This window comes from Tabrizicola sp., assembly GCF_030694085.1.
Lineage (GTDB): Bacteria > Pseudomonadota > Alphaproteobacteria > Rhodobacterales > Rhodobacteraceae > Tabrizicola.
This window is the reverse complement of the sequence record NZ_JAUXZE010000093.1, coordinates 277,243-303,156: the sequence shown is the minus strand read 5'-3', so window position 1 is coordinate 303,156 and position 25,914 is coordinate 277,243. Positions and strand designations below refer to the sequence as shown.

Sequence of the window (25,914 nt, the reverse complement as noted above, 5' to 3'; positions counted from 1 at the left end):
GGAGACGATGTTTTCGCTGGCGATCAGCTCGATCTCGTGGCGCTGGCGGCCAAGTTCCTGAGTGACCGCGCCGAAAAGCTCGGGATCGCGCGAGGACAGGGGTTCGGTGAAAAAGCCGGTGTCGCGGTGGGAAGCGTTCATGGGGGGGCTCCTTTTGGGTCAGCCGGTCCAGCCGAGGCCGGAGGCGATGCAGGTCATGGATTGCATGAGGGGGACGGTCGTGCCGCCCGTCCCTTGGCGGGACTGGCGAAGAAGGCTGATCTGAAGTCGGTTCAGGCGGTCAAGCTGCGGGCGGATGTCCTCGCAACGGGCCTGCATCTTCGGGAAGCGGAGGCCAAGCACCGTGCCGGTGATGTCGCGCAAGCCTGCCAAAGCGGCAGAGTGCTCCGCCTGGATGCGGCTGAGGATCGGAGTACGGATGGCTTCGTCTTCGACAAGGCCCGCATAGGCCGCGGCGATGTCCATGTCGGTCAGCATCAGGGACTTTTCCACCTCGTCCACCATCAGGCGGAAGAGCGGGTGGCGCGTGTACATCTCGGTGAGGAGGTGGTCGGCGGCGGGGCCGCGGACCTGGCGGAAGGCGCGTAGGGCCGAGCCGAAGCCGTACCAGCCGGTGATCATGTGGCGGTTCTGCGACCAGGCGAAGACCCAGGGGATCGCCCTGAGGTCCGCCAAGCTGCGCGCGCCGAAGCGGCGGGCCGGGCGAGAGCCGATCTTGAGCATCGCCAGCTCCTCGACCGGGCTGGCCTGCTGGAAGTAGTCGAGGAAGCCGGGCATCTGCAGGAGGTTGACGTAGGCGGTCTGTGAAAGGCCCGCGAGGGCTTCCAGCGCGTCGATGTGTTCGGGATCGGCGGCAGGCTGGACGCGGATGGGGAGGTGGCTCAGGACCGAGGCGGCGAGGAGTTCGAGGTTGCCGACAGCGGTGCCGCGGTTGGCGTATTTCGACGAGACCACCTCGCCCTGTTCGGTGATGCGCAGACGGCCCTGCACGGTGCCGACGGGTTGGGCGGCGATGGCGCGGCCGGTCGGTGCCCCACCCCGACTGACCGAACCGCCGCGACCGTGGAAGAACACGGGCCGCAGTCGGTGGCGAGCGAGGCTTTGGGTCAGTCGGCGTTGCGCCTTGTCCAGTTCCCAGGTCGAACAGAGGAAACCGCCGTCCTTGTTGCTGTCCGAATAGCCAAGCATCACTTCGACCGTCGCGTCGCGGGACCGCAGGGAGCGTTCGGCGAGGGGGACCTTCAGGACAGCATCGAAGACCTCGGGCGAGCGGCGGAGATCGTCGATCGTCTCGAACAGGGGGACGACCTGGAGGTCCAGCTTTTCGGCCCCCAAGCCGGCGTGCCGGGCAAGAAGAAAGACGCCAAGGATGTCGTCGGCAGTACGGGTCATCGACAGGATGAACGGACCGATGGCCTCGGGGTCCTCGGACATGCGGGCGTGCCGCATCAGGGCGAGGAGGTCGAGGAGTTCGCGGGCTTCAGGGGTCAGCCGGTCCCGGTCAGCATGGGCGAGGTCGGCGCGGCCAAGTTCGTCGCGCAGGCGGCGGGACCAGTCGACAGTGCCGTAGGTGGGGGCGTCACCCGTCAGGGACCAAAGTTCTGTGATGACAGCGGTGGTCACGGTGGAGTTCTGCCGGACGTCGAGGGTGTGGGTGCGGAAGCCGAAGACCTGTGCCTGCCAGCGGAGCGGCGTTATGTAGCGGGCGGCCAGGCGGTCGGCGCGGATTGCATGAAGAGCGTCTTCCAGGCTGCGCAGGTCCGTCAGGAAATGGCTGATCGACGGGTAGCCCCCTGCCCCGCCGTCAAGCATCGCCTGAAGCCGGTCAGCGATGGCGGTGAGCGCCTGGCGAAAGATCTCGCCCGGGTTGCGGGTGGCAAGGTCGGTGGCGCGGAGGCCGAGGATGGCCTGGATTCGAGCGTCATGCGCGGCCGGGATCGGCATGATCCGGGTCGTGATGCTGATCCGCGCGGCAGCGGTCCGGGCGGCGTCGATGTAGCGATCGACGACCGCACGGCGCGACCGTTCAAGCGCGTCGCGGGTCGTTGCGGTGGTGACGTTCGGGTTGCCATCCCGGTCGCCGCCGATCCAGGAATGGAAGCGGACGCAGGGCATGATCGCCAGTCCCTCGCCGAAGCGGTCAGTGGCGGCGGCGGTGAAGCGGTCGAAAAGTTGCGGAATGGCGTCGAAAAGCGCGTCGCGAAAGAATTGCAGGCCCCATTCGATCTCGTCGGCAAGGCGAGGACGTTCGATCCGAAGTTCGCCCGTCATCCAGAGCAGGTCGATTTCGGATTCGATGTCGGCCAGAATGTCTTCGCGTTCGCGCGGCGTCCAACGCTGAGTTTCAAGCGAGACGAGGAGCCGGTAGATGCGGCGGTGAATCTCGAGGACGGTGACGCGCTTGGCTTCCGTCGGATGGGCGGTCAGTGTGGGGCCGACCGACAGACGGGTGGAAAGCTGGGCGAAATCCTCGCGGCTGAGGCCGGGGTCCATGGCCGCCAGCGCGGCAGAAAAACTGCCATCCACAGCTTGTGCGCCTTGCGTCGCCTCGATCAACCGGCGGCTGCGCATGGCAGCGTTTTCGTCAATTATTCTAGTAAGTTGGAACCAGATGTTCACAGCTTGCATCAACGGGATCGCAGCCTGATCAGACGGGAGATGGGCTGCCGGCGTCAACGCGGCATAGAGGACCTCGGGCGCGCGGCGCTGGATGACATTGCTCCACAGACGGCGGAGGTCCTGACGCAGGGACGCGGTATAGTCGTCGACGTCCTCGGCCAGCGGATCGGTCAGTTGTTGGGCGGCGGGCATCAGGCGACCCGGTCTCGGGGGGATCGACCGTCGAAGAAGGCTGTGAGGTTTTCAAGGACACGGAAGCCCATCGCCTCGCGCGTTTCGCGGGTGGCCGAGCCGAGGTGCGGAAGAAGGACGAGGTTGTCGGCGTTGAGAAGCGCGTCGGGGACGGAAGGTTCACGTTCGAAGACGTCGAGGCCCGCGCCGGCGATGGTGCCGAACCAGAGGGATTGGGAAAGGGCGTGTTCATCCACGACCTCGCCCCGCGCGGTGTTGATGAGGAAGGCGGAGGGCTTCATCAGGTCAAGGCGGCGGGCGTTGATCAGGTGCCGGTTGGCCGCACCGCCGGGGCAGTGAAGCGAGACGAAGTCTGCCTGCGGCAGGAGGTCCTCGATGGTGGGAACCTGGGTGGCGTTGTAGCGGGCAAGGACCTCGGGCGGGACCGGAGAGCGGTTATGAACGATGATCCGCATCCCGAAGCCGAAGTGGGCGCGTTGGGCCATGGCCTGCCCGATGCGGCCGAATCCGATGATGCCAAGCGTCGCGCCAGAGACCTTGGTGCCGATCAGGTGCGTCGGGCGCCAGCCGGTCCAGCGGCCTTCGCGGAGTTCACGCTCACCTTCCCCTGCCCGACGGGCGACCATGAGAAGGAGCGTCATCGCGATGTCGGCGGTACATTCCGACAGGACGTCGGGCGTGTTGGTGACGGCGATGCCGCGAACCTTGGCGGCCTCGGTGTCGATGTGGGCGAAACCGACGCCGTAGTTGGCGAGGATGCGGGTCCGGGGGCTGCTGTCGAAGACAGCCGCCGGAAGTTTGTCGGTGACGGTGGGGAGGATGGCGTCATAGCGGGTCATTGCGTCGCGGAAGTCGTCCTGGGACAGCGGTGTGTCCGCGCTGTTCAGGTCGACGTCGAAGTTCGCGGCCATCTGCGCTTCGACCGCCTGCGGCCAGCGCCGGGTGACCAGGACCTTGGGCTTTTGCATCCTCCCCTCCCCCATCACGCGGCGCGCTTGGCCATGACGCGTGCAACGGTTTCGCCGATGACCGAGGGGTTCTCGGCCACGGTGACCCCAGCGGCGGTCAGGATCTCCACCTTTTCCGACGCGCTTTCGCCGAAGGCCGAGATGATCGCGCCCGCGTGGCCCATGGTGCGGCCCTTGGGGGCGGTCAGGCCCGCGATGTAGGCGATGACGGGCTTGGTCATATGCTCCTGGATATAGGCGGCGGCTTCGGCTTCCTGCGGCCCGCCGATCTCGCCGATCATGCAGACGATGTGGGTGTCGGGATCGGTTTCGAACCGCTCCAGGATGTCGCGGAAGGACGAGCCGTTGATCGGGTCGCCACCGATGCCGACCGAGGTGGAGATGCCGATGCCCCGGTCCTTCAACTGCTGGGCGGCCTCATACCCCAAGGTGCCCGAGCGGCTGACGATGCCGACATTGCCGGACAGGTAGATGTGGCCCGGCATGATCCCCAGAAGCGCCTTGCCGGGGCTGATGGTGCCGGCGCAGTTTGGGCCCGTCAGGACCATGCGGCGTTCGCGGGGATAGCGCATCATGTAGCGCTTTACCCGGATCATGTCTTGGGCCGGGATGCCGTCGGTGATGCAGACGCAGTAGCGGATGCCCCCGTCGGCGGCTTCCATGATGCTGTCGGCGGCGAAGGGTGGCGGCACGAAGACGAGGGAGGTGTCGCAGGACGTGGCGGCGACGGCCTCTTTCATCGTGTTGAAGACGGGGATGCCCATGACGGTTTCCCCACCTTTGCCGGGCACAACGCCCGCGACGACGTTGGTGCCGTAGTCGAGCATTTCCTTGGTGTGGAACTGCGCCATGCGGCCGGTGATGCCTTGGACGACAACGCGGCTGGAACGGTCGAGAAAGATGCTCATCACACGGCCCTCATCATTTGCTTGCGGTCGTTCTGCCAGGCGATCACGGCGCGCTCGGCGGCCTCCATCAGCGTGTTGGCGCGGATGATCGGCAGGCCGGATTGGGCGAGGATCTTCTGGCCTTCCTCGACGTTGGTGCCGGAAAGGCGGACGATCACGGGGACGTCCACGGGTTCGGCGCGCAGGGCCTGGACGACGCCTTCGGCCACCCAGTCGCAGCGGTTTATACCGGCGAAGATGTTCACAAGGACCGCCTGCACGTTCTTGTCGGACATCACCAGACGGAAGGCCTTGGCCACACGTTCGGGGGTCGCCCCGCCGCCAATGTCGAGGAAGTTGGCGGGTTCGCCCCCGGCCAGCTTGATCGTGTCCATCGTCGCCATCGCGAGGCCCGCACCGTTCACGATGCAGCCGATGTTGCCCGACAGGCCGATGTAGGCGAGGCCCCGGTCGGCGGCCCGGCTTTCGCGCGGATCTTCCTGGGACTTGTCGCGCAGTTCGGCGATCTGCGGGTGGCGGAACAGCGCGTTGGTGTCGAAGGTCATCTTTGCGTCAAGCGCGAGGATGCGGTTGTCGGCAGTGACGACCAGCGGGTTGATCTCGACCATCGTCGCGTCAAGGTCACGGAAGGCGCGGTAGCAACCTTGCAAGGTGCGGACCATCTGCTGCGTCAAGGCAGCGGGGATGCCCAGCTTGTAGGCGATCTCGCGCGCCTGGAACTCCTGCAGGCCGACGGCAGGTTCCACTGTGGAGCGCACGATCGAGTCGGGGCGCGAGGCCGAGATTTCCTCGATCTCCATCCCGCCTTCGGAGGAGGCGACGATCATCACCCGCTGGGACGAACGGTCGAGGACGAAGCCAAGGTAGATCTCGCGGTTGAAGGCGACGGCGGCCTCGACGTAGACGCGGTAGATGCCCTTGCCCTCGGCGCCGGTCTGGTGCGTCACGATCTTGCGGCCGAACATGCCTTCGGTCGCTTCGTGGATGTCATGTTCGGAATTGCAGAGCTTCACGCCCCCCGCCTTGCCGCGGCCCCCGGCATGGACCTGGGCCTTGACGATCCAGCGGTCGCCCCCGAGTTCGCGCGCCCGGTAGGCCGCCTGTTCGGGGCTGTAGGCGAGCGCGCCCGCAGGCACGGCGACGCCGAATTTGGCAAGGATTTCCTTGGCCTGGTATTCGTGGATGTCCATTGGTTCCTCCCGTTATTCGGCGGCGAGGGCGGCGGCGTAGTGGGATTCCAGCGCTTGCAGCGCCAGGCCCACATCGACATTCGCGCCCATCGCGTTCATCTCGGCGGCAAAGCGGGTCACGATCTCGGTGATCGCGGCCTCAGAGAGTTGATTCAGGATGCCGATGCGGACCTGAACGGGTTCCGACAGCGTCGGCCAGATGCCGAAGCCCTTGGAGCGGGCCGATGCCACCAGTTCCTTCTCGCGGCCGGCAAGCGCGCCGGGCAGGTTCAGGACGACGAGGCTGGTCATGTTGGACGTGACCTCACACCCCAGGGCCTGCACAGCGGCGCGCAGGGCGGCCTCGTGGTGAGCATAGTCCGCGGCCTTCTGGGCGCGGCCGTGCTGAAGGTTGATGCGCAGCGCCTCGTGGAAGGCGGCGACGGCATAGCCGGAATGGGTGCGGTGATAGGTGCCTGCGGCCACGTCCTTGCCGTCGACGATGCCCCAGTGGCGGGCCTCGAAGATCGGGTTGTGGACGAAGGTGTAGCAGCCGTTTTCGCGCAGATGGGCGATGTAGCGGTCGGTGAAGCTGACCGGGGCGTAGGTCAGGGGCAGACAAAGGACGCCCTTCTGCGGGCATGAGGCCCAGCCGACGACACCGGGGAAGTCATCGATGGAGAAGTCCTCGATCCCGAGGGAGGAGACGGCGTCGACAAGGCCCATGACGTTGTGCTTGAGGCAGGCGTCCGAGAAGCCCTGGATGTCGTTGATCCGGCCCGAGCCGGTTTCCCAATGCGCCATCGTGGCCCAGGTGGGTTTGTGCTGGGCCAGCGCCTGTTCGATGATCTCGGCAGTGACCGACTGGCCGTGCGGGACCTGGATGACGGTCACGTTCGCGGGCTTGGGGTCCAGCGCGTTGGCCTTCAGGTCCTCACGGGTTGCGGCGCGGGTGCGGACGGTCAGGGCGTCGATGCCGGAAAAGGTGCCGTTCACGAAGCAGACCACCGTGTCGCCTGGCAGGATCGCGGAGAAAAGGGCGTCAAGGCCGCTCCAGCCCGTCCCGGCGACGCCAAAGGTGTAGGTGTTCGTGGTGCCCCAGACTTGGCGCAGCATGTGCTTAGATTCGATCATCCCACGCAGGACGTCGGCCTGCATGTGATCGGCCAGACCCGCATTGGCGAAGCTTGCCAGAACCCGCGCGTCGGTGTTGCCGGGACCGGGGCCAGCGGCCAAAGTCTCGGGGATGACAAGTTGCGGGAAAAGTTCGGTGTCGGTCATGCGGCGCCCCTCCCAAGGCCTGTGGCGTTTGGACCGTCATCTGGGCGGGACCGGCGACGCTTCCGGGTGCAGCGGAAGAAAGTGTCGCGGGGTCTGCCTGGACGTTGGTCCTTACGCATAGGAAAGCGGCAGTCGACAAATCCCGCAACAGTCGTATATCCTGCCAATGGATATCTATTTGGGTGGGTTTACCCCTACCTGAAGCGGTTGATATGCGGCGGTATACCGAAACTACCTACCCGAGTGGGTAGGGTCAGGAGCATCTTATGGCCCTTTGGGATGACGAGCAGAAGATGGTAGCGGTAACGCTGATGTTGGCGGACGCGAACCCCCTGATGCTGGCAGCCATGTCGGAAATCTTCGAGAAGGATCGCCGATTCTCTTTGGTGGCCACGGCGGCCACGGCCGAGGGGTTCCTGGGCATGGCCATGCGGATGCCGGTGCAGGTTGGGGTGATCGACTGGAACCTGCCAGCCTTGGGCGGCGCGCGGCTGATCGATGTTTTGCGCACCCAGGCAAATGCGCCGCGTCTGGTGGTCTATGCCGAAGACACCGGGGACATCCCCAGGAAAGCGATGGCGGCGGGGGCGGCGGGGTTCGTCTCACGCTCCGAATCGGTGGAGCGGCTGTTGGAGACCTGTGCGGCGGTGGCGAAGGGGCAGATGGTGTTCCCCTTCCTGGACGTTCGAGGGTTGAAGCAGGACCCGATTGAATCGCTGTCGCCAAGGGAGCGGACTTTGTTGGAAGCACTGTCGAAGGGGCTGACCAACCGGGAGCTCGCCCGGGACCTGGAAATCAGCGCGAATACGGTAAAGTTTCACCTGTCGAACCTGTTCGAGAAATTGTCCGTCAAGAACCGCGCGCAGGCGATTGCGTTCTATTATTCCAACCGGGCGTCGCGCGGAGAGATGTAGGTGTGCATTTTCCGGCTTGACGAAGTGGGCTTGCTTCGCCGATGCGTAGAGTGGGTGCAGCTCCTGACTTAGGAGCCCAACATGTCTTTCCACGTCATCACACAGGCGCCCGCGCGCCTGAACCGCAGCGAGCTGGCCGTTCCGGGCAGCGCCCCCCAGATGTTCGAGAAGGCCGCCGCGTCGGACGCGGATGTGATCTTTCTCGACCTCGAAGACGCTGTCGCGCCGGACGACAAGGCGCAGGCACGCAAGAACATCATCAAGGCGCTGAATGAGCTCGACTGGGGCAAGAAGACCATGTCGGTGCGGATCAACGGGCTGGACACGCATTTCATGTACCGCGACGTGGTGGATGTCGTGGAGCAGGCCGGCGAGCGGCTGGACCTGATCATGATCCCGAAGGTCGGGACGGCAGCCGATGTCTATGCGGTCGACATGATGGTCACCCAGATCGAGGACGCGAAGGGTCTGAAGAAGCGGATCGGGTTCGAGCATATCATCGAGACCGCGCTGGGTATGCAGAACGTCACCGAGATCGCGGGGGCGTCGAAGCGGAATGAAAGCCTGCACTTCGGGGTGGCGGATTATGCGGCCTCCACGCGCGCGCGGACGACGATCATCGGCGGGGTGAACCCGGATTATTCGGTGCTGACCGACACCCTGGAAGATGGCTCCCGCGCGGTCCACTGGGGCGATATGTGGCATTATGCGCTGGCCCGGATGGTGGTGGCAGCGCGGGCGAACGGGCTGCGGCCGGTGGATGGGCCGTTCGGCGACTTTTCGGACCCCGATGGCTACCGGGCAGCAGCGAAGCGGGCGGCGGTGCTGGGCTGCGAGGGGAAATGGGCGATCCATCCGTCGCAGATCGCGCTGGCGAACGAAGTGATGAGCCCTTCGGAGGCCGAGGTCACGCGGGCGCAGCGGATCCTGGCGGCGATGGAGCAGGCGGCGGCCGAGGGCAAGGGAGCCGTCTCGCTGGACGGGCGGCTGATCGACTATGCTTCGATCCGGCAGGCGGAAGTGCTGGTTCAGAAGGCCAGGCAGATCGCGGCGGGATAAGGGCTGTCCACGCAGGACGGGTCTGGACACCGCTGCAATTTCAAGCCCTTGGCTGTGGGCGTTCAGACCTGTTTAACCAAGCTCTGCTCAGAACTGCCGGATTGGCGGTCGCCCCCTGTCGGTCTGCCCGAATGATCTGTCGGATGCCTCCGGCGGGGATATTTGGGCAAAGATGAAAGCGGGAGCAGCCGGGCCTGTCACTAGCCCGGTGCCGATCTTGCGTAGGGGGGGCCTAGTCGACCGGCAGCAAGGCCACGGCGACGCGGCGGCCTTCGCCGAGGAGGACATTGTAGGTGCGGGCGGCGGTGGGGGAGGCCATGACCTCGACCCCGATCCCCTGCCCTTCCAGCGCGGCACGGAAGGCGCCGGGCACATGAGCGATGCCGGTGCCGGTGCCGACGAAGAGAACGTCGATCTTGTCCGCCAGGCTGAGGGGTGCTGCGGTATCCTCGAACCCGCCCCAGGGACCGGCGTCCCAGGGGGTGATCAGGCAGGGGCCGCGCAGGACGTGGCCGGCCACGCGGAAGAAGCCGGGGCCGTATCCCTCGATTGCTTTCGCGTTACCGTAGGTGACTTCGGTCAGGCGCATCGGATCAGGCGTCGACGTTGGCAAATTCACTCTTGTCGGACTTCTTCGGCTTGTCGCCACGGTCCAGCCCGATGAACAGTACCAGGTTCTTGGCGACGAAGACCGAGGAATAGGTGCCCAGGATGACACCCATGAAGATCGCGAAGGTAAAGCCGCGGATCACGTCCCCGCCCAGGACCAGCATCGCCCCGAGCGCAATCAGCGTGGTGCCCGAGGTCATGATGGTGCGGCTGAGCGTCTCGTTCACCGAGAGGTTCATCACGTCCTTCAGCGGCATTGCCTTGTACTTCTGCAGGTTCTCGCGCAGGCGGTCGAAGACAACCACCGTGTCGTTGATCGAATAGCCGAGGATGGTCAGCAAGGCCGCCACGATCGTCAGGTCGAACTTGATCTGGAAGATCGCGAAGATCCCGATGGTGATGAAGATGTCGTGGATCAGCGCGATGATGCCACCGAGCGCGTACTGCCATTCGAACCGCAACCAGATGTAAAGCATGATGCAGAAGGAGGCCGCGACCATCGCGATCACGGCTTTCCAGATCAGCTCGCCCGAGACCTTGGGTCCGACCGACTCGACGGATGGGAAGGTGATCGACGGCGCGATTTCCTTGAGCCGCTGTTCCACGGCAAGGATCGTATCTTCAGTCACCGATTCCTGACCGTCGAGCGGAGCGATGCGGATCTGGGCGACATGCTGGTTATCGGCGAAGCTGGGGTCGAAGACCTCGGTTATGGCGACATCGCCAACTTCCAGCCCGGAGAGCGCCTCACGGTAGGCACCGACATCGACGGGTTCAACGGCCTCGGTGCGGATGGTGGTGCCGCCACGGAAGTCGATGCCGAAGTTCAATCCCATCACCATCCAGGCGACGATGGCCACCACCGTCAGCATCATCGAGCCGCCGAAGGTCAGCCACTGGGCGCGGAAGAAATCGAAGTTGGTCTTTTCGGGAACGACACGGAAACGGAAGGCCATTGTTCTTTTCCCCTAGACGACGACAGTCGCAGGCTTGCGGCTTTGGTACCAAAGCTCGACGAAGACACGAGTTACGAAGATGGCCGTGAAGACCGAGGTGATGATCCCGATTCCCAGCGTGATCGCAAAACCGCGCACCGGGCCTGCCCCGACAAGGAATAGCACGACGGCGGTGATGAAGGTGGTGATGTTGGCGTCGATGATCGCGCTGCGCGCCCGTTCGTAGCCAAGCGCGATGGACCGTCCCGGGTTCTTGTTCGTGCGCAATTCCTCGCGGATGCGTTCAAAGACCAGCACGTTGGCGTCGACCGCCATCCCGATGGTCAGGACGATGCCCGCGATCCCCGGCAGGGTCAGGGTTCCGCCAATCGTCGACAGGACGGCGAAGATCAGGGCCATGTTGATGATCAGCGCAATGTTGGCGAAGAGGCCGAACAGGCCGTAGGACAGGAGCATGTACACGACGACCGCACCGCCGGCGACCATCGCGGCGATCTTTCCCGCGTCGATCGAATCCTGTCCAAGTTCAGGGCCGATGGTGCGTTCTTCGAGGAACGTCATCGCGGCCGGAAGCGCACCGGCGCGCAGAAGCACGGCGAGACGGGTCGATTCTTCGAGGTCGAAGTTGCCGGTGATGATGCCCGAGCCGCCGGGGATGTGGCTTTGAATGACCGGGGCCGAGATCACCTCGTCATCCAGAATGATGGCGAAAGGGGCGCCTATGTTGGCGGCGGTGTAGTCGCCGAAGGCACGCGCTCCGGTCGAGTCGAAGCGGAAGCTGACGGCGGGCTGGCCGTTCTGGTCGAAGGAGGGCTGGGCATCCACCAGATCCTCGCCCGAGACGACGGGCGTCTGTTCGACGATATAGTAGACACCCGCTTCGTCCATCGAGGGCAAGAGAAGATTGCGCGGACCCGGGTCGGCGGCAGCGTTCGTGGTGCGGCTGATCACGGCGTTGAAGGTCAGCTGGGCGGTCTGGCCGATCAGGGCCTTCAATTCTTGCGCCGAGCCGATGCCCGGAACCTGGATCAGGATACGATCCTCGCCCTGGCGCTGGATGGTGGGTTCGCGGGTCCCGGCCTCGTCGACGCGGCGGCGGATGATTTCCAGAGATTGCTGGATCGTGCGCCCGTCGGTGGCCTGCTTTTCGGCCGCTGAAAGCTGAACGACGATGTCGTTGCCTTCGGACGTGACGTCGATGGTACTTTCGCCGATCCCGGTCAGGGTTATCACGCTGGAGCCGAGGGCGCGGACGGCGTCGAGTGCGGCGGGCAGCCCTTCAGGATTCGAGATCGTCACCCGCAGCACGTCATCGGGCGAGGGCGCGCGGCGGACGGCGCCGACCTGGTCGCGCAGGTCGCGGAGGGTGTCGCGGACCTCGGGCCAGAGGCCGTCCATGCGGGTCTTGTAGACGTCTTCGACCTTGACCTCGGCCAGAAGATGCGCCCCGCCCCGAAGATCGAGGCCCAGGTTCATCAGCGCCGAGGGCAGGAAACCAGGCCATTCGGCCAGGGCATCCGCCTGTTCGGGGGTTGCGGTTCCTCCGGCGGCCTCGATGGCGGCTGCGGCGTCATTGTGGCGCTCGACCTGGGTGTAGAAAAGATTCGGAGTGGCGGCAATGAGGCCCCAGCCACAGACGAGCAGGATGAGCACGCGCTTCCACAGCGCCATCGGTTCCATGATGCGAGACCTAGTTCGCCGCCGGTTCGGTCTTGTTCAGCACGGTCGTGATGGTGTGCTTGAGGACCTTGACCTTGACGCCATCGGCGATCTCGACCTCGACCATGCCGTCGTCCTGGACCTTGGAGACCTTGGCGACGATGCCGCCCGAGGTCACGACCTGGTCGCCCCGGCGCAGGGCTTCGACCATCGCGCGGTGTTCCTTCATCTTCTTCTGCTGCGGACGGATCAGCAGGAAGTAGAAGATCACGAAGATCAGAATGATCGGCAGGAACTGCGCGAAGACGGCGGCGCCTCCGGGCGCGGCTGCGGCGTCCTGGGCAAAAGCGGGCGTGACGAACATGGGCATCCTTTCCTGCGGGGTCGGAGGGTCGGTCTTGCCGCCCACCTTCGAGATTGTCGGCTGATGTAAGGCCTTTCGCGGCGCTTTGCCAGAGGGGGGACGCGGTTACCGTGTGGGGCGACGGCTTCCACCCTGCCGCGATATCGGGCATAAGCGCCGGCGTACCATTCCACTGAGGTCCGCCATGCACGACATACGCTTCATCCGCGAGAACCCGGCCGCCTTCGATGCGGCCCTGTCGCGTCGGGGGTTGGCGCCGATGTCGGGGGAACTGCTGGCGATGGACGAGGCGCGGCGGGCGAAGATCCTGGCCGCGGAAACCGCAGCGGCGGCGCAGAATGTGGCATCGAAGGATGTGGGTGCCGCGAAGGCGCGCGGGGACACTGCCGAGTTCGAGCGGCTGCGGGCGCTGGTGGCCGAGAAGAAGGCCGAGGGCGCGCGGCTGACCGAGGAGGCCGGGGCCGAGGATGCGCGGCTGCGCGATGCGCTGATGCGGATCGCCAACCTGCCGCTGGACGAGGTGCCCGAGGGACCGGACGAAAGCGGGAATGTGGAGATCCGGCGCTGGGGTTCGCCGCGCTTCATGGACTTCAAGCCATTGGAACATTTCGATATTCCTGCGGCAAGGGACGGGTTGGACTTTCAGACGGCGGCCAAGCTTTCCGGCAGCCGCTTTGTCGTGTTGCGTGGCGCGGTGGCGCGGGTGCATCGGGCCTTGGCGCAGTTCATGCTGGATCTGCACACCTCCGAACATGGGCTGGCCGAGACCTGGACCCCGGTCCTGGTCAAGGAAGACGCCATGTATGGCACCAACCAGCTGCCGAAGTTCGCCGAGGACAGCTATCAGACCACCAACGGCTGGTGGCTGATCCCGACGTCCGAGGTGACGCTGACCAACTCGGTCGCGGGCGACATTCTGGACGAGGCCGCCCTGCCCCTGCGGATGACGGCGCACACACATTGCTTCCGGTCCGAAGCGGGAAGCGCGGGCAAGGATACGACAGGGATGCTGCGCCAGCACCAGTTCGAGAAGGTCGAGATGGTGACGATCTGCACGCCGGAAACCGCGCTGGCGGAACACGAGCGCATGACGAAATGCGCCGAGGCGGTGCTGGAGCGGCTGGGGCTGCCCTATAGGACCATCGTGCTGTGCACCGGCGACATGGGATTCGGCGCGCAGAAGACGCATGACTTGGAGGTCTGGCTGCCGGGGCAGAACACGTTCCGCGAGATCAGCTCGGTGTCGACCTGCGGGCAATTCCAGGCGCGGCGGATGAATGCGCGCTATCGACCGGCGGGCGGCAAGCCCGAATTCGTGGCGACGCTGAACGGCTCGGGCCTGGCGGTGGGGCGCTGCCTGATCGCGGTCCTGGAGAACGGGCAAGAGGCCGATGGCAGCGTGACCTTGCCAGCGGCGCTGGTGCCCTATCTTGGCGGCAAGACCCGGATCACGGCGGACGGTGTGCTGGTCTGACGCAGGAACCGGCCGAGGAGGGACGGGTTCCCCCTACCCTGTTGTTTTTATTGGAGGCCGGAATGTCCCGACCGCTTGCGCTGATCCTGTTGCTTGCCACCATCGCTTTCGCCGTGGCCCCTTTCATCACACCCCCCTTCACGGGATACCGGTCCGGCCAGTTTCCGGTCGAGATCCTGCGCCCGGCGATCCAACCTGCGGGATATGCCTTTTCCATCTGGTCGGTGATCTATCTGTGGCTCATCCTTCACGCGGGGTTTGGGCTGTGGAAGCGGCCTGACGACCCGGCCTGGGCGCGGGTGCGGCCCGCGCTGACGGTGTCGCTGGTGCTGGGCACGGTGTGGCTGGCGATTGCCGGAGCGAGCCCGGTCTGGGCAACTGCGGTGATCCTGGTGATGGCCGGCGCAGCGATCCTGGCCTTCCTCAAGGCCCCGACCGAGCCGGACCGCTGGCTTCTGTCCGCACCGCTGGCGATTTTCGCGGGGTGGCTGACGGCGGCTTCACTGGTATCGACGGGGATCCTGCTCGCAGGATACGGCTATACCGGCAATGAGGAAGCGGCCTATGACATGCTGGGCGTGGTGCTGATCCTGACGCCGCTGATCCAGTCGCGCAGGCCCCGGATGCCGGTCTACACCCTGACGGTGGCCTGGGCGCTGGTGGGCGTCGCGGTGGCGAACTGGGGCGCAGGGACCTATGTGGCCTGGGCGGCACTCGGTATCGGCGCCGTGGTGCTTGCGGCGGCGGCGTGGTTCTGGCGCCGGGGGTAATCGGGGCCAAATTCCTTCGAAGGAATTTGCAAAAGTTTTCGAAAACTTTTGCGCGCTCCGTTACTGCCCGGTGTTCTTTTCCTTGTGCTTTCTCAGTCGCGAGGGCGTGTGGAACTTACGGTCCTTCCACGGGTTCTCGTTGCCCTGTGAGCGCAAGAAAAGTCGGATCGGCGTGCCGGGCATGTCGAAGTGGTCGCGGAGGCCGTTGACCAGATAGCGCCGGTAGCTCTCCGGGAGTTCGTCGGGGCGTGAGCACTTGATCATGAAACCCGGCGGCCTGGTCTTGGCCTGCGTCATGTAGCGCAGCTTGATCCGGTGGCCGCCGGGGGCCGGCGGGGGGTGTGCCTCGGTCATCGCACCAAGCCAGGAGTTGAGCTTGGCCGTGGGGATGCGGCGGTTCCAGACGTCATGCGCCTTGCGGATCGCGTCATGCAGCCGGTCAAGGCCCCTGCCTGTCTTGGCGCTGACGGTGATCAGCGGCGCACCACGCAGCTGCGGCAGCAGACGGTCAAACATCTCCTTCAGCTCGGCCAGCTTTTCCTGCTTGTCGTCTTCCAGGTCCCATTTGTTCACCGCGACCACGACGGCCCGGCCTTCAGTTTCGGCGAAGTCGGCGATGCGGAGATCCTGCACTTCGAACGGGATTTCAACGTCGAGGAGAACGACGACCACTTCGGCAAAGCGCACGGCGCGGATGCCGTCGGAGACGGAAAGCTTTTCCAGTTTTTCGGTGATCCGGGCCTTCTTGCGCATGCCTGCAGTGTCAAAGATGCGGATCGGGGTGCCCTGCCATTCGGCACGGACCGAAATGGCGTCGCGGGTGATCCCCGCCTCGGGCCCCGTCAGCAGGCGGTCGTAGCCGAGGATCTTGTTGATCAGCGTCGATTTTCCGGCGTTCGGGCGGCCGATGACCGCGATCTGCAAGGGCTTCTTGACGGTCGGGTAGTGGGCGGTCTCATCCGCTTCCAGTTCGGCGTCGGCTTCGGAGAGGTCGATGTCGACTTCGGGGGCGTTTTCGGCCTCACGCTCGGCGAATTCGCCTTCGAGGGGTTTCAGTTCGCGGTAGAGGTCGTCCATCCCCTCGCCATGTTCGGCGGAGATGCGGATCGGTTCGCCAAGGCCAAGCGAGTAAGCCTCCAAAGCGCCGGAATCTCCGGCCTTGCCCTCGGCCTTGTTCACCGCAAGGAACACGCGCGCGTTCTTCTTGCGCAGGATGTCGGCGAAGACTTCATCTGTGGGGGTGACGCCAACCCGGCCGTCAATGACGAAGAGGCAGGCGTCGGCCATTTCGACCGCGCGCTCGGTCAGGCGGCGCATGCGGCCCTGCAAGCTGTTGTCGGTGACTTCTTCCAGCCCTGCCGTGTCGATCACGGTGAAGCGCATGTCGAAAAGCTTGGCGTCGCCCTCGCGCAGGTCGCGGGTCACGCCCGGCTGGTCGTCGACCAGCGCAAGCTTGCGGCCCACGAGGCGGTTGAAGAGCGTCGACTTGCCCACATTGGGGCGGCCCACTATGGCGAGCGTGAAGGTCATGGTCTTGGTCCGGCAATGGCGAAGCGGTTGCCATACACGGGATGGGCCTTAGCGGAAAGCGTGAAGTTGCCCGTTGCCGCCGACGACATAGAGCGTGCCGCCCGCGACGGCGGGTTGTGCTGCGGCCCCGCCGGGGATTTCGGCGGTGTAGGTGAGGGTGCCATCGGTCGGATCGAAGGCGCGAAGCAGACCGTCAGAGGAGACGACCATGATGCGGCCCCCGGCCAGGACGGGTCCGTAATGGGCGAATATCCCCTTGCGGCGCTTGGGTTTGTCGTTGGTGAAGTAGGGCATCTCGACGGACCAGATCACTTCGCCCGTTGCGGCATCAAGGCGGACGAGCCTGGCTTCGTCGTTGACCAGAAAGAGCGAGCCTCCCGCGACAGCGACGGGGCCAAGGGCACCTTCGCCAGCGGACCAGATGCGTTCGCCCGACGAGGCGGACATGGCGACGGTACGGCCATTGCCGGTGCCGGCGAAAAGCGTCTTGCCGGCGATGACGGCGTCGCCGGTGACGTCGGCGGTCAGGGCGTAGGCGCGGCCAAGGCGTTTGCCGGCCAGCGAGGATTGCCAGACCTTTGTGCCGCCGCCGATCTTGAGGACGGCCATGAGGTCCCCGGCGGCCGAGGGGAAGATCACCGCGCGGTCGCCCACAGTTGGGGCGGCCGTGCCGACGTAGGCCGTCTTGCCGGGAGTGCCGACGACCTGCCAGATCACCTTGCCGTCCGCGGCACTGATCGCCCAGGCAGACCCGTCGCGGCCCGAGACATAGACGGTCTGGCCATCAGTGGCCGGGGCGCCGCTGATCGGCGCGTCGACGCGCTGGCGCCAGATCACGGCACCGGAAGCCGCGTCGAGGGCGACGAGTTCTCCGTAGCCGGTGGTGGCGTAGAGCCGGCCGTTCGCGGTGGCAAGACCGCCCGAGGATTGGCCGCCGCTTTTGTCGAAGCTGGCGGTGAGGTCGGTGGACCAGAGCGTCGCGCCGTTGGTAGCGGTGGCAGTCACGCCGGTCCCGGCGTCGATGGTGAAGATGCGGCCGTCGGCGACGACGGGGGCGGCGGAGATGCGATTCTTGCGGCTGGAGCCGGAGCCTATGTTGGCCGACCAGACGCGCTGCGGCGTGGCCGACAGAGCGGCGTGCGGCATCAGGTGGCGGGCGTTGCCGGCGCGGTGCGTCCAGTCGCCGCCGGTCTGCGGTCCCAGCGAAATGGCGACGCTTTGATTCTCGGGCGCGGCAGGGGCGGTCGGGGCGGGTTGGCCTTCGACCGGGACAGAGGCCTCAAGGTCGGCGCGAACCGGGAAGCGTTCGCCGGAGAGGATCACTTCGCGCTGACCGCAGCCCGCCAGCAGCGCCAGAAGACCGATCCCGGTCACCAGCCTGCCGCCCATCCGTCTGACCTTCATGCCTGCCACCTGAATCGACCTTTCCGATCTTTCCATAACCCGCCTCAGCCGCCCGCGGTTTCGGGCAAGGTGCCACCAAGCGCAGTGACGACCTGAGCCAGCCGCGCGCGGAGCGAGGCCGAAGCCTCTTGATCCTGCATCAGGGTGGTCAGGGCGGTGATCGCCTCGTCCGGCTTTCCCTCTTCGATAAGAAGGTAAGCCAACTGTTCCTCGGCCAGCGCGCGGTAGGGGCGGCCCGGAGCGGCGATGCTTTGCAGGGCAGTCCGCCGTTCGGCAAGAGGCTGGTCGGCCCCGGCCACCAGCACGCGGCGCAGCGTCGCGAGGTCGCGGTAGGGAATGGCAAGCGTTGCATCCGCTGCCACCTTGTCCAGAGCAGCAAGTGTCGTGGCCTTGTCCTCGTCAGGGTCGGAGGCAAGGATAAGCTGCAGTATCGCAGTCTGCCCGGTATCCGAAGGAACGGCAGCCAGCGCCTCGCGGCGTTCCTCGGGTGTGCCCTGGTCAAGCGCGTCGATCAGGGCATCGCCGAAAGCTTCGGCCCTGGCGGCGTCGCGTGCGGTCGACCATTCGGTCCAGGCGGTGCCGCCGACGAGGCCCAGGATGATGACCACACCGACCCAGCCATATTGGCGGAAGAGCCGGAACAACCGGTCGCGGCGCACCTCTTCGGTGACTTCTTCGATGAAGCTGTCGGGATTGCTCAACGCCGTTGCCTCTGCTGTCGTTTGCCCCGTCTTACAGGCAAAGCCCGCACATTGCCAAGCCCTGCCCCGCCGCGTTGGCGGTCAGAAGTCCGTAGGCAAGCCCAACGCCTTGCGGAACCCGGCGATCCAGCCGTCATAGCCCTGCGGCAAGCTGCCGGTGGCCTGCATCTCTTCCAGGATCGCCAGCGCCTCGCGGTTCTGGGCTGCTGGGTCCTGCAGAAGGACGGCCGTCTGGTCCAGCGCGCGGACGACGTCGATCCTGTACCAGGGATCGTCCGGGTAGGCGGCGGCAAGATCGCGCATGATGCGCAGGGAATCCTCCTGATGCACAAGCGCGGTATCAAAGTCGTCGCGGTCGGACAGCGCCGTTGCGACATTGGCGTGGCTGAGCGCAAGGTTGCGATACCAGAGCGGATTGGACGGGTCCTGCGCCACCAGCCAGTCGCGCAACGCCAGCGCGTCCTGGTGGCTTTTCAGCGCGGCGGCCACGTCTCCCGTGGCGCTTTGCGCATTGCCAAGCCGGTCCAGCGCCAGCGCCAGATCATTGGCCCAAGCGGTGCTGTAGGGATCGACATCGAGAAGCCGATTGCCCTGGTCGACCATCGCCTTGAAGGACCGTACTGCGGCAAGGTTGTCGCCAAGGGCCACCTGCGCATCGCCCAGCCGGTTCAGGGTCACCAGCCTGTCATGCATGTGGTCCGGCACCTCTGGTCCCAGTTGCAAAAGCCGGTCGGCGGTTTCCAGCGAGGCCGTTGCCACCGAAACCGCCTCGCTGTTGCGGCCAAGCTGCATCAGGGTCGAGGCGTGGATGTTCTGGGCGATGGAAAGGTCGCGCAAGGCCAGCGTGTCACCCGGAGCCGCGCCCGCCAGCAGGGTCTGGCGCCCGACCGCGTCGGCGATCAGCGGCTCGGCGGCGGCGGGGTTGCCGTCCGCCAGGTCCAGTTCGGCCATCGCAATCAGGGAGAGGGCAGCATCGCGCTGGAGCCGGGGCAGCGGGTCGGCATCGGCGACGGCAAGGCGCAATGTCAGGGCAGATTGCAGCATGTCGCGGGCGCCGGCACTGTCGCCCATCGCGGCCTTGATGTCCGCGATCTTTTGCAGAGCAAGGCCAAGGTCGGCCTGCCGGGTCGGATCGTCGGGGCTGAGCGCGACAATGCTCTCGGCGATGGCACGTGCCGTTTCTTGCGCATCAAGGGCCGCAACGAAGTCGTTCGCCCCGAAATGCAGGTCGCCCATCCGGTCAAGGCTGACGAGCAGATCCTGCTGCCAGACCATGTTTGTCGGATCAAGCGCCGCCAGGTTCTGCCGGATCGACAGGGCCGCCTGATGCGCCAGCAATGCCGAATCCGTGTCGCCGATGAAACGCTGCGTATCGCCAATGCGGTCGAAGTTGATGGCAAGGTCGCGCTGCCGCGGCTTGTTGTCGGGGTCGAGCGCGGCCAGTTCCTCGCGGATGGTCAGCGCCTTGCCGTAGGTGTCCAGCGCGGCAGGGTAGTCGCCTTCATCGACCAGCATATCACCGATGCGTTCGTAGCTGACCGACAGGTTCCGGCGGATCACGGTGTCGCCGGGATAGTCGGCCACCAGGGCCTCGGAGATGGCAAGCGCGGTCTCGAAGGCGGCTTTCGCGCCCTCTTTGTCGCCAAGGTCAAGCTTGGCGTCGCCGATCCGTTCCTGGGTGTAGGAGATGTCCATTCGGTAGGTGACATTGGTCGGGTCGCTGTCGAGCAGGGTCTGGGCAATCCCCAGCGCCTCGACATGGGCGTCAAGCGCGCCCTGGCCGTTGCGGCGGGCCAGGCGGATCGATCCGACGCGGTTCACCGCCACCTGGCGGTCGCGCATCAGGTCGACGTCGTCGGGGCGCTGGTCGGCTTGCCACTGGGAAAATTCAAGCGCGCTGGAATAGGCGGTTTCGGCTTCTCTGAGGTAGCCCTGCTGCTGGAGCACGCTGCCAAGATCATTCAGCGACCAGACCAGTTCCCGCACCCAGTCGACGTCGGTGGGATCAGACTCGACCCTTGTCTGCGCGAAGGTCGCGCGGGCGCTGTAGGCGGACCAGGCGGCTTCGGTGTTGCCGGCGACGAGGTGCAACTCGCCCAGGCTGGTCAGGGCCGTGGTGTAAGAGAACTGCGCGTCGCGGTCGATGCCCTGGTCGGCCACCTCGGCGTAAAGGGCTGCGGCTTTCGTGAGGTCGGATATGGCAAGGTCGTAGCGCAGGTCGGTCCGGGCCGCGTTGGCGTTCAGCATGTGGGTCGCAGCTTCGGACAGGGTGCGGGAGAGGTAGGTTTCCTTGATCGTGGTCCGCGCGGTGGCGTCGATCTGGGCGGCATCCGTCAGCAGCGACCGGGCGGCGTCGAAGGCACCCAGGGTCAACTGTTCTTCGGCCTGGGCGCGCAGGGCGGCGACGCGGGGGTCGTCGGACTGGAACTTCTGCAACTCGGACTGGAATTTTTCATAGGACTGCGCCGCCTCGGTCAGCATGGCGGCGCGTTCCTCGGGAGTCTGGCGTTCGAGGTCGGCAGAAAGCAGGGCAGCGTAGAGGGGCGCGAGGGGCAGGTTGCGGGCGGTCGCAAGGGTTTCGACCTCGGCCCGGATGTCGGGGGTGAGGCTCGCCATCGCGATCAGAAGCTGGTCGCGTTCGGGTAGCGCGCCCTGGCCGGTGATGAAGACCAGCTCGGGCAGGCCGGATTCGATATAGGGAAGCTGCTTGCCACGGCTGCGGTCGTAGACGTCCTGCTGGACAAGGGTAAGGGCAGTGCGCAGTTCCACCCCGGCGGTGGCAAAGTGGCGGACCAGGGCCGAGGTGAAGGGCGAGTTCTGGCCGTCGCCGTCCGAGGCCGTTTCCCCCGGCGCGGCGGCAAAAGCGAAGAGGACACCGTCGGCGCGACCGATCCGGCCGAGGCCGGGTTTCGGCCTGGGCGCGGTGGGCGGGTCGTCGTCCAGCGCGGCGGCGCCCCGGCCTTCGGTGCCGCCGCCAGAGAACGGGTCGTCGCGGCAGGCGTCGAGGAGGATGATGGCGACCGGGGCTACGGACTGGATGGCCGCTTGCGCTTCGGCCAAGGGCAGAGATGTGGCGGCAAGCCGTTCAGCCGAAGAGGCATCGGCGTCGGTGGGCAGAAGGTAGTTCACCCCATCGATGGCGACGCCATGCCCGGCGAAGAACAGGAGTGCCACGTCGGCCCCTGCAGCATCTTCCTTGAAATCCTCCAGCGCGCGGCGGGTGCGCTTCAGGTCGCGGTTCGTCTCGATGAAGACCTGGAAGTCGAGCTTCTCCAGCACCGCTTCCAGCGCGCGGGCGTCATTGGCGGGGTTCGCGAGGGGACGGATGTTGCGGTAATCGTCGGCCGCAATCAGGAGCGCCACGCGCTTGTCGGCCAGCGCGGCGGTCAGGCCGCAAAGCCAGAGCAAAAGAACCAGTCCGATACGCCGGAACAGCATCGCCCACTCCCATCGGGTGCCGGCAGAATGGGGAAGCCTGACCGGATGGTCAAAGGAAAAAGCCTGTCATGTGGCGGGCTTCACGGCAGCGAGAGCAATCAGGACCCGGCTGCCAGGCGCGCGACCGGGGGCTGGTCCTGGGTCGGATCCAGTACCCCGTCCTCGATCTCGATTTCGCCTTCCATGACCTGTCTTTGCCACATGGCAAAGTAGACGCCGCCAAGGTCCAGAAGCGCATCATGCGTGCCGCGTTCGATGACACGGCCTTCGTCCAGCACCAGGATCTGGTCGGCGTCGGCGATGGTGGACAGCCGGTGCGCGATGGTGATGACGCTGCGACCCTGCCCCATCTCAGCCAGGCTTTCCTGGATCGAGCGTTCGGTCTGGGTGTCAAGCGCACTGGTCGCCTCGTCCAGGATCAGGATCGGCGGGTTCTTCAGCAGCGTCCGGGCGATGCCGACGCGCTGCTTTTCGCCGCCCGAAAGCTTCAGCCCACGCTCACCGACCTTGGTTTCATAGCCTTCGGGCAGTCGGGTCACGAAGTCGTGGATGCGCGCTGCGCGCGCGGCGGCAACAATCTCGGCCTCGGTGGCATTGGCTTTGCCGTAGGCGATGTTGTAGCGGATCGTGTCGTTGAAAAGGACGGTATCCTGCGGCACGACGCCGATGCTTGCGTGAAGCGAGGACTGCGTCACGTCGCGCAGGTCCTGCCCGTCGATCCGCACAGCGCCCGAGGTCACGTCGTAAAAGCGGAAGAGAAGCCGCCCGATGGTGGACTTGCCGCTGCCCGAATGGCCGACGAGAGCCAGTTTCTGACCAGGTTTCAAAGTGAAGGAGACGCCCTTCAGGATCTCGCGCGTCGGTTCATAGCCGAAGTGGACGTCGTCAAAGGTGATCTCGCCTGCGCTGACGAGCAGGGGCTTGGCGTCGGGTGCATCGATGATTTCGGCGGGCTGGCCGAGAAGCCCGAACATTTCGCCCATGTCGACCAGCGCCTGGCGGATCTCTCGGTAGACAGTGCCAAGGAAGTTCAAGGGCATGGTGATCTGGATCATGTAAGCGTTGACCATCACGAAATCGCCCACGGTCAGCGTGCCAGCCTGCACGCCAAGGGCGCTCATCGCCATGACGATGACAAGGCCGGTGGTGATCAGCGTGGCCTGGCCCATGTTCAGGAAAGACAGCGACAAGCCGGTCTTGACCGCAGCGGTTTCATACTGGCGCATGGCCCCGTCATAACGGTCGGCCTCGCGCTGTTCGGCGTTGAAATACTTGACGGTTTCGAAGTTCAGGAGGCTGTCGATGGCCTTCTGGTTGGCATCGGTGTCCTGGTCGTTCATCTCGCGCCGCAGCTTCACGCGCCATTCGGTCACCTTGAAGGTGAAGAGGACGTAAAGCGTGATCGTGATGATGACGACCGCCGCATACTGCCAGCCGAAGACCCAGGCGAAGATACCCGCGACCATCGTCAGTTCCAGGATGAGCGGCCCGATGGAAAAGAGCATGAAGCGCAAAAGGAAGTCGACGCCCTTGACCCCGCGTTCGATGATGCGGCTGAGGCCCCCGGTCTTGCGGGTGATGTGGTAGCGGAGCGACAGCTGGTGGATGTGGGTGAAGGTCTCGATAGCAAGGCGGCGGATGGCGCGCTGGCCGACGCGGACGAAGACGGCGTCACGGAGTTCGCCGAAGACGACTGCGCCCAGACGGGCCAGGCCATAGGCGACGACCAGACCCACGGCCCCAAGGCCCAGGATCATCCCGGTATCAGGGGCAACGCCGCCCAGCCGGTCCACGGCAAGCTTGTAGACATAGGGGGTTGTGACCGACACAAGCTTGGCCAGAAGCAGGAAAACCAGCGCAATGATGACGCGGCGTTTCACCCAGGCCTGCCCTTCGGGCCAGAGATAGGGGGCGACACGGCGCAACGTGGTCACGGCGGGGGAGCGGGCGGTCCCCTGGTCGGAGGAGGTGGCAGTCGAGGTGGTGCGGCGCATCGGTTTTCCTGGCCCGCCAACGGCGTTGCGTGACGGTCGTGATTGGGGTAATGTCAATTCAAGGTTTCTTGAATAGTTGAACGATGGACCGAAGTAAAGCCCTCGCCGCCCTTTCGGCACTTGCGCATGAGACGCGGCTGGACCTGATCCGCCTGCTCACTCCGCAGGGCGATGACGGTATGGCCGCGGGACAAATCGCCGAGACCCTGGGCATCGCGGCACCGCGCCTGTCGTTCCATCTGTCCGCGCTGGAGCAGGCCGGTCTCTTGCGGTCGCGCAAGGTGGCGCGGAACGTCTTTTACAGCGTCGATCCGTCCGGGATCGGGCAGACGATTTCCTATGTCCTGAACGATTGCTGTTCGGACCATCCCGAGGTGCTTGCAGCCTGCACACACAAGGTCGCGGGCTTGGCTCAGGGTGGACTGGCGGTTTCAGGGACCGAGAAGACCTGACCGGGGTAGATCAGGTTCGGGTCCTTGATCTTGTCCTTGTTCGCCTCGAAAACCTGAACGTACATCACCCCGTCGCCGTAGCGGTCCTGGGCAATACCCCAGAGAGTGAAGCCGGGCTGCACTGTGACGGTTACCGGGGCCGCAGCGTTGGCCGGGGCGTCAGCCTGGGCGGCTGTCGGGGCATCAGGGGTCTGGGGCGTGGCAGCGGGCTGGTCCAGAGCGGCGATCTCGGTCGGGTCGGCTGCAGGGTCGGTGGGGTCCTCGGGCATCGCGGGCTGGGCCGGGGCTTCGGTGGCGGCGGTCTCCTGCAGCGCCGGTTCGGAGGTCGTCAGTTCGGAGGTCACCGGTTCGGAGGTCGTCAGTTCGGAGGTCGTCAGTTCGGGGGCCTTGCCCTGGACTTCGGCAAGCGCCTCCAGCGTCTCGCGCTTGAAGGGGGTCTCGAAGCGCGAGGTGACCTTGCCCGCTGCGTCCAGTTGATCGACCCGCAGGGAGTAGACCCCGGGGGCGGTGTCGGGCAGCGTCGTGCTCCACAGGCCCGTGTCGGGGATCTGCAGGGTCAGCTTTTCGGCATTGTCGAGATAGATCCGCAGGCCCGACCCGGCCGCCCCGCGTCCGCCGACCTGAACTTCGCCCTGGGGCGTGTAGGTTATGGTGTCGATCATCACGGTGGTCGAAAGCGGGAGTTCGGGGCGGGAGGGTTCCTGCAGGACCACAGCGCCTTCCTCGGACAGCAGAAGAGCGGGAGGATTTGCGGCAGGGTCCGCGGTCGCGGCAGCATCGGCGGCTGCGACCTCGGTCTCAGGCGTGGTCTCGGCGACGGCCGCGAGGGTCGGTCCCGCGATGGGCCCAAGCGCCACCATCTGAGCAGACAGGACGGGGGGCTGGTCCGCCACCGACATGGACAGCCACATCAAACTGGGCATGGGGTTGGGCGCCAGGGTGAACAGGATGGCAAAATCGCCCGAACCCGTGGCCTCGCCACTGGCGACAACCGTGTCGTCCACCACGACCGAGACGGTCGCGCCCGGCGCAGCGCTGCCCGAGACGACCGCGGCACCATCGGAGGCGACGCGCCAGGTGTCGATGATCGGCCCGGCGAGGGGGGCGGTCGCCTCGGCTGCGGCGGGTTCCGGGGCGGGTTCGGGGGCGGGTTCGGGGGCTGATTCCGGGGCAAGTCCGGTGACGGCCTCGGGGGCGACCTCGGGGGCGACCTCGGCGGGGGCTGATTGACTGGCGGCGGCGATTTCGGTGCCGGTCGCACCGGGAGCGGTATCGGCGGCAGCGGGTTCGGAGGCGGCGAGGTCTGTTGGGGCCACCGACGTGGGCGTGGGCCGGAGGGCTTGCCAGCCGAACCACCCGGCCCCGGCCAGAAGCGCCGCGGTCAGTGCCACGACAGCCAACCGCGTTCCTCGGCCCAAGGCCCCGAATTCCGACATCCCCGTCTCCCCCCGGC

20 protein-coding genes and 1 pseudogene are annotated in these 25,914 nt (G+C 65.7%); 5 read left to right on the top strand and 16 right to left on the bottom strand.

The genetic code is table 11. The annotated features are described in order from the left end of the window. The 6 genes and pseudogenes from glyA to Q8M85_RS22455 all read right to left on the bottom strand — a co-directional run. Positions 1-141 (bottom strand): annotated as a pseudogene (gene glyA, locus Q8M85_RS22480) (serine hydroxymethyltransferase); the annotation flags it as partial. Positions 142-159: 18 nt separating this feature from the next. After that, entirely contained in the window at positions 160-2,811 is a 2,652-nt protein-coding gene (locus Q8M85_RS22475) for a phosphoenolpyruvate carboxylase (protein ID WP_305549014.1), read from the bottom strand. After that, positions 2,811-3,779 (bottom strand): D-glycerate dehydrogenase, encoded by a 969-nt coding sequence (locus tag Q8M85_RS22470; protein ID WP_305549011.1) that lies wholly within the window; start codon positions 3,777-3,779, stop codon positions 2,811-2,813. The genes Q8M85_RS22475 and Q8M85_RS22470 overlap by 1 nt, the downstream gene beginning before the upstream one ends. A 14-nt stretch (positions 3,780-3,793) precedes the next feature. Next, positions 3,794-4,687 carry a succinate--CoA ligase subunit alpha gene (gene sucD, locus Q8M85_RS22465; RefSeq protein ID WP_305549007.1) on the bottom strand — a complete coding sequence of 298 codons (894 nt, stop codon included), beginning with the start codon at positions 4,685-4,687 and terminating at the stop codon, positions 3,794-3,796. Continuing rightward, positions 4,687-5,877: a malate--CoA ligase subunit beta gene (locus Q8M85_RS22460; protein WP_305549004.1), complete on the bottom strand. Its 1,191-nt coding sequence runs from the start codon at positions 5,875-5,877 to the stop codon at positions 4,687-4,689. The genes sucD and Q8M85_RS22460 overlap by 1 nt, the downstream gene beginning before the upstream one ends. A gap of 12 nt (positions 5,878-5,889) precedes the next feature. Further along, the gene (locus tag Q8M85_RS22455) at positions 5,890-7,137 is read right to left on the bottom strand and encodes an aminotransferase class V-fold PLP-dependent enzyme (RefSeq protein ID WP_305549001.1); all 1,248 of its coding nucleotides are present in this window, start codon (positions 7,135-7,137) and stop codon (positions 5,890-5,892) included. A 311-nt stretch (positions 7,138-7,448) separates the two neighbouring features. On the opposite strand from Q8M85_RS22455, the gene Q8M85_RS22450 reads away from it, so the two are divergent. Next, on the top strand, positions 7,449-8,051 hold the full coding sequence (locus Q8M85_RS22450) for a response regulator transcription factor (protein WP_305549029.1): 603 nt from the start codon (positions 7,449-7,451) through the stop codon (positions 8,049-8,051). Positions 8,052-8,132: 81 nt separating this feature from the next. Further along, the gene (locus Q8M85_RS22445; protein WP_305548998.1) at positions 8,133-9,110 is read left to right on the top strand and encodes a CoA ester lyase; all 978 of its coding nucleotides are present in this window, start codon (positions 8,133-8,135) and stop codon (positions 9,108-9,110) included. Between the two features lie 232 nt (positions 9,111-9,342). On the opposite strand, the gene Q8M85_RS22440 is transcribed toward Q8M85_RS22445, so the two are convergent. The 4 genes from Q8M85_RS22440 to yajC are packed head-to-tail and all read right to left on the bottom strand — an operon-like array spanning position 9,343 to position 12,698. After that, a complete protein-coding gene (locus Q8M85_RS22440) occupies positions 9,343-9,699 on the bottom strand; it encodes an Mth938-like domain-containing protein (protein WP_305548995.1) in 357 nt (118 codons plus the stop codon). Positions 9,700-9,703: 4 nt separating this feature from the next. Beyond that, positions 9,704-10,675, bottom strand: coding sequence for a protein translocase subunit SecF (gene secF, locus Q8M85_RS22435; protein ID WP_305548992.1), 972 nt, complete (start codon positions 10,673-10,675; stop codon positions 9,704-9,706). 12 nt (positions 10,676-10,687) lie between these two features. After that, entirely contained in the window at positions 10,688-12,355 is a 1,668-nt protein-coding gene (secD, locus tag Q8M85_RS22430; protein WP_305548989.1) for a protein translocase subunit SecD, read from the bottom strand. Positions 12,356-12,365: 10 nt separating this feature from the next. Beyond that, positions 12,366-12,698 (bottom strand): preprotein translocase subunit YajC, encoded by a 333-nt coding sequence (gene yajC / locus Q8M85_RS22425; RefSeq protein ID WP_305548986.1) that lies wholly within the window; start codon positions 12,696-12,698, stop codon positions 12,366-12,368. Positions 12,699-12,882: 184 nt separating this feature from the next. Here yajC and serS point away from each other — a divergent pair, with 184 nt between their 5' ends. Together serS and Q8M85_RS22415 are read left to right on the top strand one after the other, a co-directional pair. Continuing rightward, entirely contained in the window at positions 12,883-14,172 is a 1,290-nt protein-coding gene (serS, locus tag Q8M85_RS22420) for a serine--tRNA ligase (RefSeq protein WP_305548983.1), read from the top strand. Between the two features lie 62 nt (positions 14,173-14,234). Continuing rightward, positions 14,235-14,942 (top strand): hypothetical protein, encoded by a 708-nt coding sequence (locus Q8M85_RS22415; protein ID WP_305548981.1) that lies wholly within the window; start codon positions 14,235-14,237, stop codon positions 14,940-14,942. Positions 14,943-15,002: 60 nt separating this feature from the next. On the opposite strand, the gene der is transcribed toward Q8M85_RS22415, so the two are convergent. The 5 genes from der to Q8M85_RS22390 all read right to left on the bottom strand — a co-directional run bounded on the left by der (position 15,003) and on the right by Q8M85_RS22390 (position 24,009). Further along, positions 15,003-16,472 carry a ribosome biogenesis GTPase Der gene (gene der / locus Q8M85_RS22410; protein WP_305548978.1) on the bottom strand — a complete coding sequence of 490 codons (1,470 nt, stop codon included), beginning with the start codon at positions 16,470-16,472 and terminating at the stop codon, positions 15,003-15,005. Between the two features lie 48 nt (positions 16,473-16,520). Then, on the bottom strand, positions 16,521-17,876 hold the full coding sequence (locus Q8M85_RS22405) for a PQQ-binding-like beta-propeller repeat protein (protein WP_305548975.1): 1,356 nt from the start codon (positions 17,874-17,876) through the stop codon (positions 16,521-16,523). Positions 17,877-17,920: 44 nt separating this feature from the next. Further along, positions 17,921-18,577 carry a tetratricopeptide repeat protein gene (locus tag Q8M85_RS22400; protein ID WP_305548972.1) on the bottom strand — a complete coding sequence of 219 codons (657 nt, stop codon included), beginning with the start codon at positions 18,575-18,577 and terminating at the stop codon, positions 17,921-17,923. An 81-nt stretch (positions 18,578-18,658) separates the two neighbouring features. Further along, on the bottom strand, positions 18,659-22,015 hold the full coding sequence (locus Q8M85_RS22395; protein WP_305548969.1) for a caspase family protein: 3,357 nt from the start codon (positions 22,013-22,015) through the stop codon (positions 18,659-18,661). 98 nt (positions 22,016-22,113) lie between these two features. Next, positions 22,114-24,009 carry an ABC transporter ATP-binding protein/permease gene (locus tag Q8M85_RS22390; RefSeq protein WP_305548966.1) on the bottom strand — a complete coding sequence of 632 codons (1,896 nt, stop codon included), beginning with the start codon at positions 24,007-24,009 and terminating at the stop codon, positions 22,114-22,116. Between the two features lie 83 nt (positions 24,010-24,092). Between Q8M85_RS22390 and Q8M85_RS22385 the strand changes: the two genes are divergently transcribed. Beyond that, entirely contained in the window at positions 24,093-24,461 is a 369-nt protein-coding gene (locus tag Q8M85_RS22385) for a helix-turn-helix transcriptional regulator (protein ID WP_305548963.1), read from the top strand. Here Q8M85_RS22385 and Q8M85_RS22380 read toward each other — a convergent pair. After that, entirely contained in the window at positions 24,422-25,897 is a 1,476-nt protein-coding gene (locus tag Q8M85_RS22380; protein ID WP_305548960.1) for a LysM peptidoglycan-binding domain-containing protein, read from the bottom strand. The two genes, Q8M85_RS22385 and Q8M85_RS22380, sit on opposite strands and share 40 nt — an antisense overlap. Positions 25,898-25,914: the final 17 nt, after the last annotated feature.

Bases quoted from the DNA above. Each gene is read 5' to 3' on its own strand.
- Q8M85_RS22440 (WP_305548995.1), bottom strand. From the start codon at position 9,699: ATGCGCCTGACCGAAGTCACCTACGGTAACGCGAAAGCAATCGAGGGA.
- Q8M85_RS22455 (WP_305549001.1), bottom strand. From the start codon at position 7,137: ATGACCGACACCGAACTTTTCCCGCAACTTGTCATCCCCGAGACTTTG.
- der (WP_305548978.1), bottom strand. From the start codon at position 16,472: ATGACCTTCACGCTCGCCATAGTGGGCCGCCCCAATGTGGGCAAGTCG.
- sucD (WP_305549007.1), bottom strand. From the start codon at position 4,687: ATGAGCATCTTTCTCGACCGTTCCAGCCGCGTTGTCGTCCAAGGCATC.
- Q8M85_RS22475 (WP_305549014.1), bottom strand. From the start codon at position 2,811: ATGCCCGCCGCCCAACAACTGACCGATCCGCTGGCCGAGGACGTCGAC.
- secD (WP_305548989.1), bottom strand. From the start codon at position 12,355: ATGGAACCGATGGCGCTGTGGAAGCGCGTGCTCATCCTGCTCGTCTGT.
- Q8M85_RS22405 (WP_305548975.1), bottom strand. From the start codon at position 17,876: ATGAAGGTCAGACGGATGGGCGGCAGGCTGGTGACCGGGATCGGTCTT.
- secF (WP_305548992.1), bottom strand. From the start codon at position 10,675: ATGGCCTTCCGTTTCCGTGTCGTTCCCGAAAAGACCAACTTCGATTTC.
- Q8M85_RS22470 (WP_305549011.1), bottom strand. From the start codon at position 3,779: ATGCAAAAGCCCAAGGTCCTGGTCACCCGGCGCTGGCCGCAGGCGGTC.
- serS (WP_305548983.1), top strand. From the start codon at position 12,883: ATGCACGACATACGCTTCATCCGCGAGAACCCGGCCGCCTTCGATGCG.
- yajC (WP_305548986.1), bottom strand. From the start codon at position 12,698: ATGTTCGTCACGCCCGCTTTTGCCCAGGACGCCGCAGCCGCGCCCGGA.
- Q8M85_RS22385 (WP_305548963.1), top strand. From the start codon at position 24,093: ATGGACCGAAGTAAAGCCCTCGCCGCCCTTTCGGCACTTGCGCATGAG.
- Q8M85_RS22450 (WP_305549029.1), top strand. From the start codon at position 7,449: ATGTTGGCGGACGCGAACCCCCTGATGCTGGCAGCCATGTCGGAAATC.
- Q8M85_RS22460 (WP_305549004.1), bottom strand. From the start codon at position 5,877: ATGGACATCCACGAATACCAGGCCAAGGAAATCCTTGCCAAATTCGGC.
- Q8M85_RS22380 (WP_305548960.1), bottom strand. From the start codon at position 25,897: ATGTCGGAATTCGGGGCCTTGGGCCGAGGAACGCGGTTGGCTGTCGTG.
- Q8M85_RS22445 (WP_305548998.1), top strand. From the start codon at position 8,133: ATGTCTTTCCACGTCATCACACAGGCGCCCGCGCGCCTGAACCGCAGC.
- Q8M85_RS22395 (WP_305548969.1), bottom strand. From the start codon at position 22,015: ATGCTGTTCCGGCGTATCGGACTGGTTCTTTTGCTCTGGCTTTGCGGC.
- Q8M85_RS22415 (WP_305548981.1), top strand. From the start codon at position 14,235: ATGTCCCGACCGCTTGCGCTGATCCTGTTGCTTGCCACCATCGCTTTC.
- Q8M85_RS22390 (WP_305548966.1), bottom strand. From the start codon at position 24,009: ATGCGCCGCACCACCTCGACTGCCACCTCCTCCGACCAGGGGACCGCC.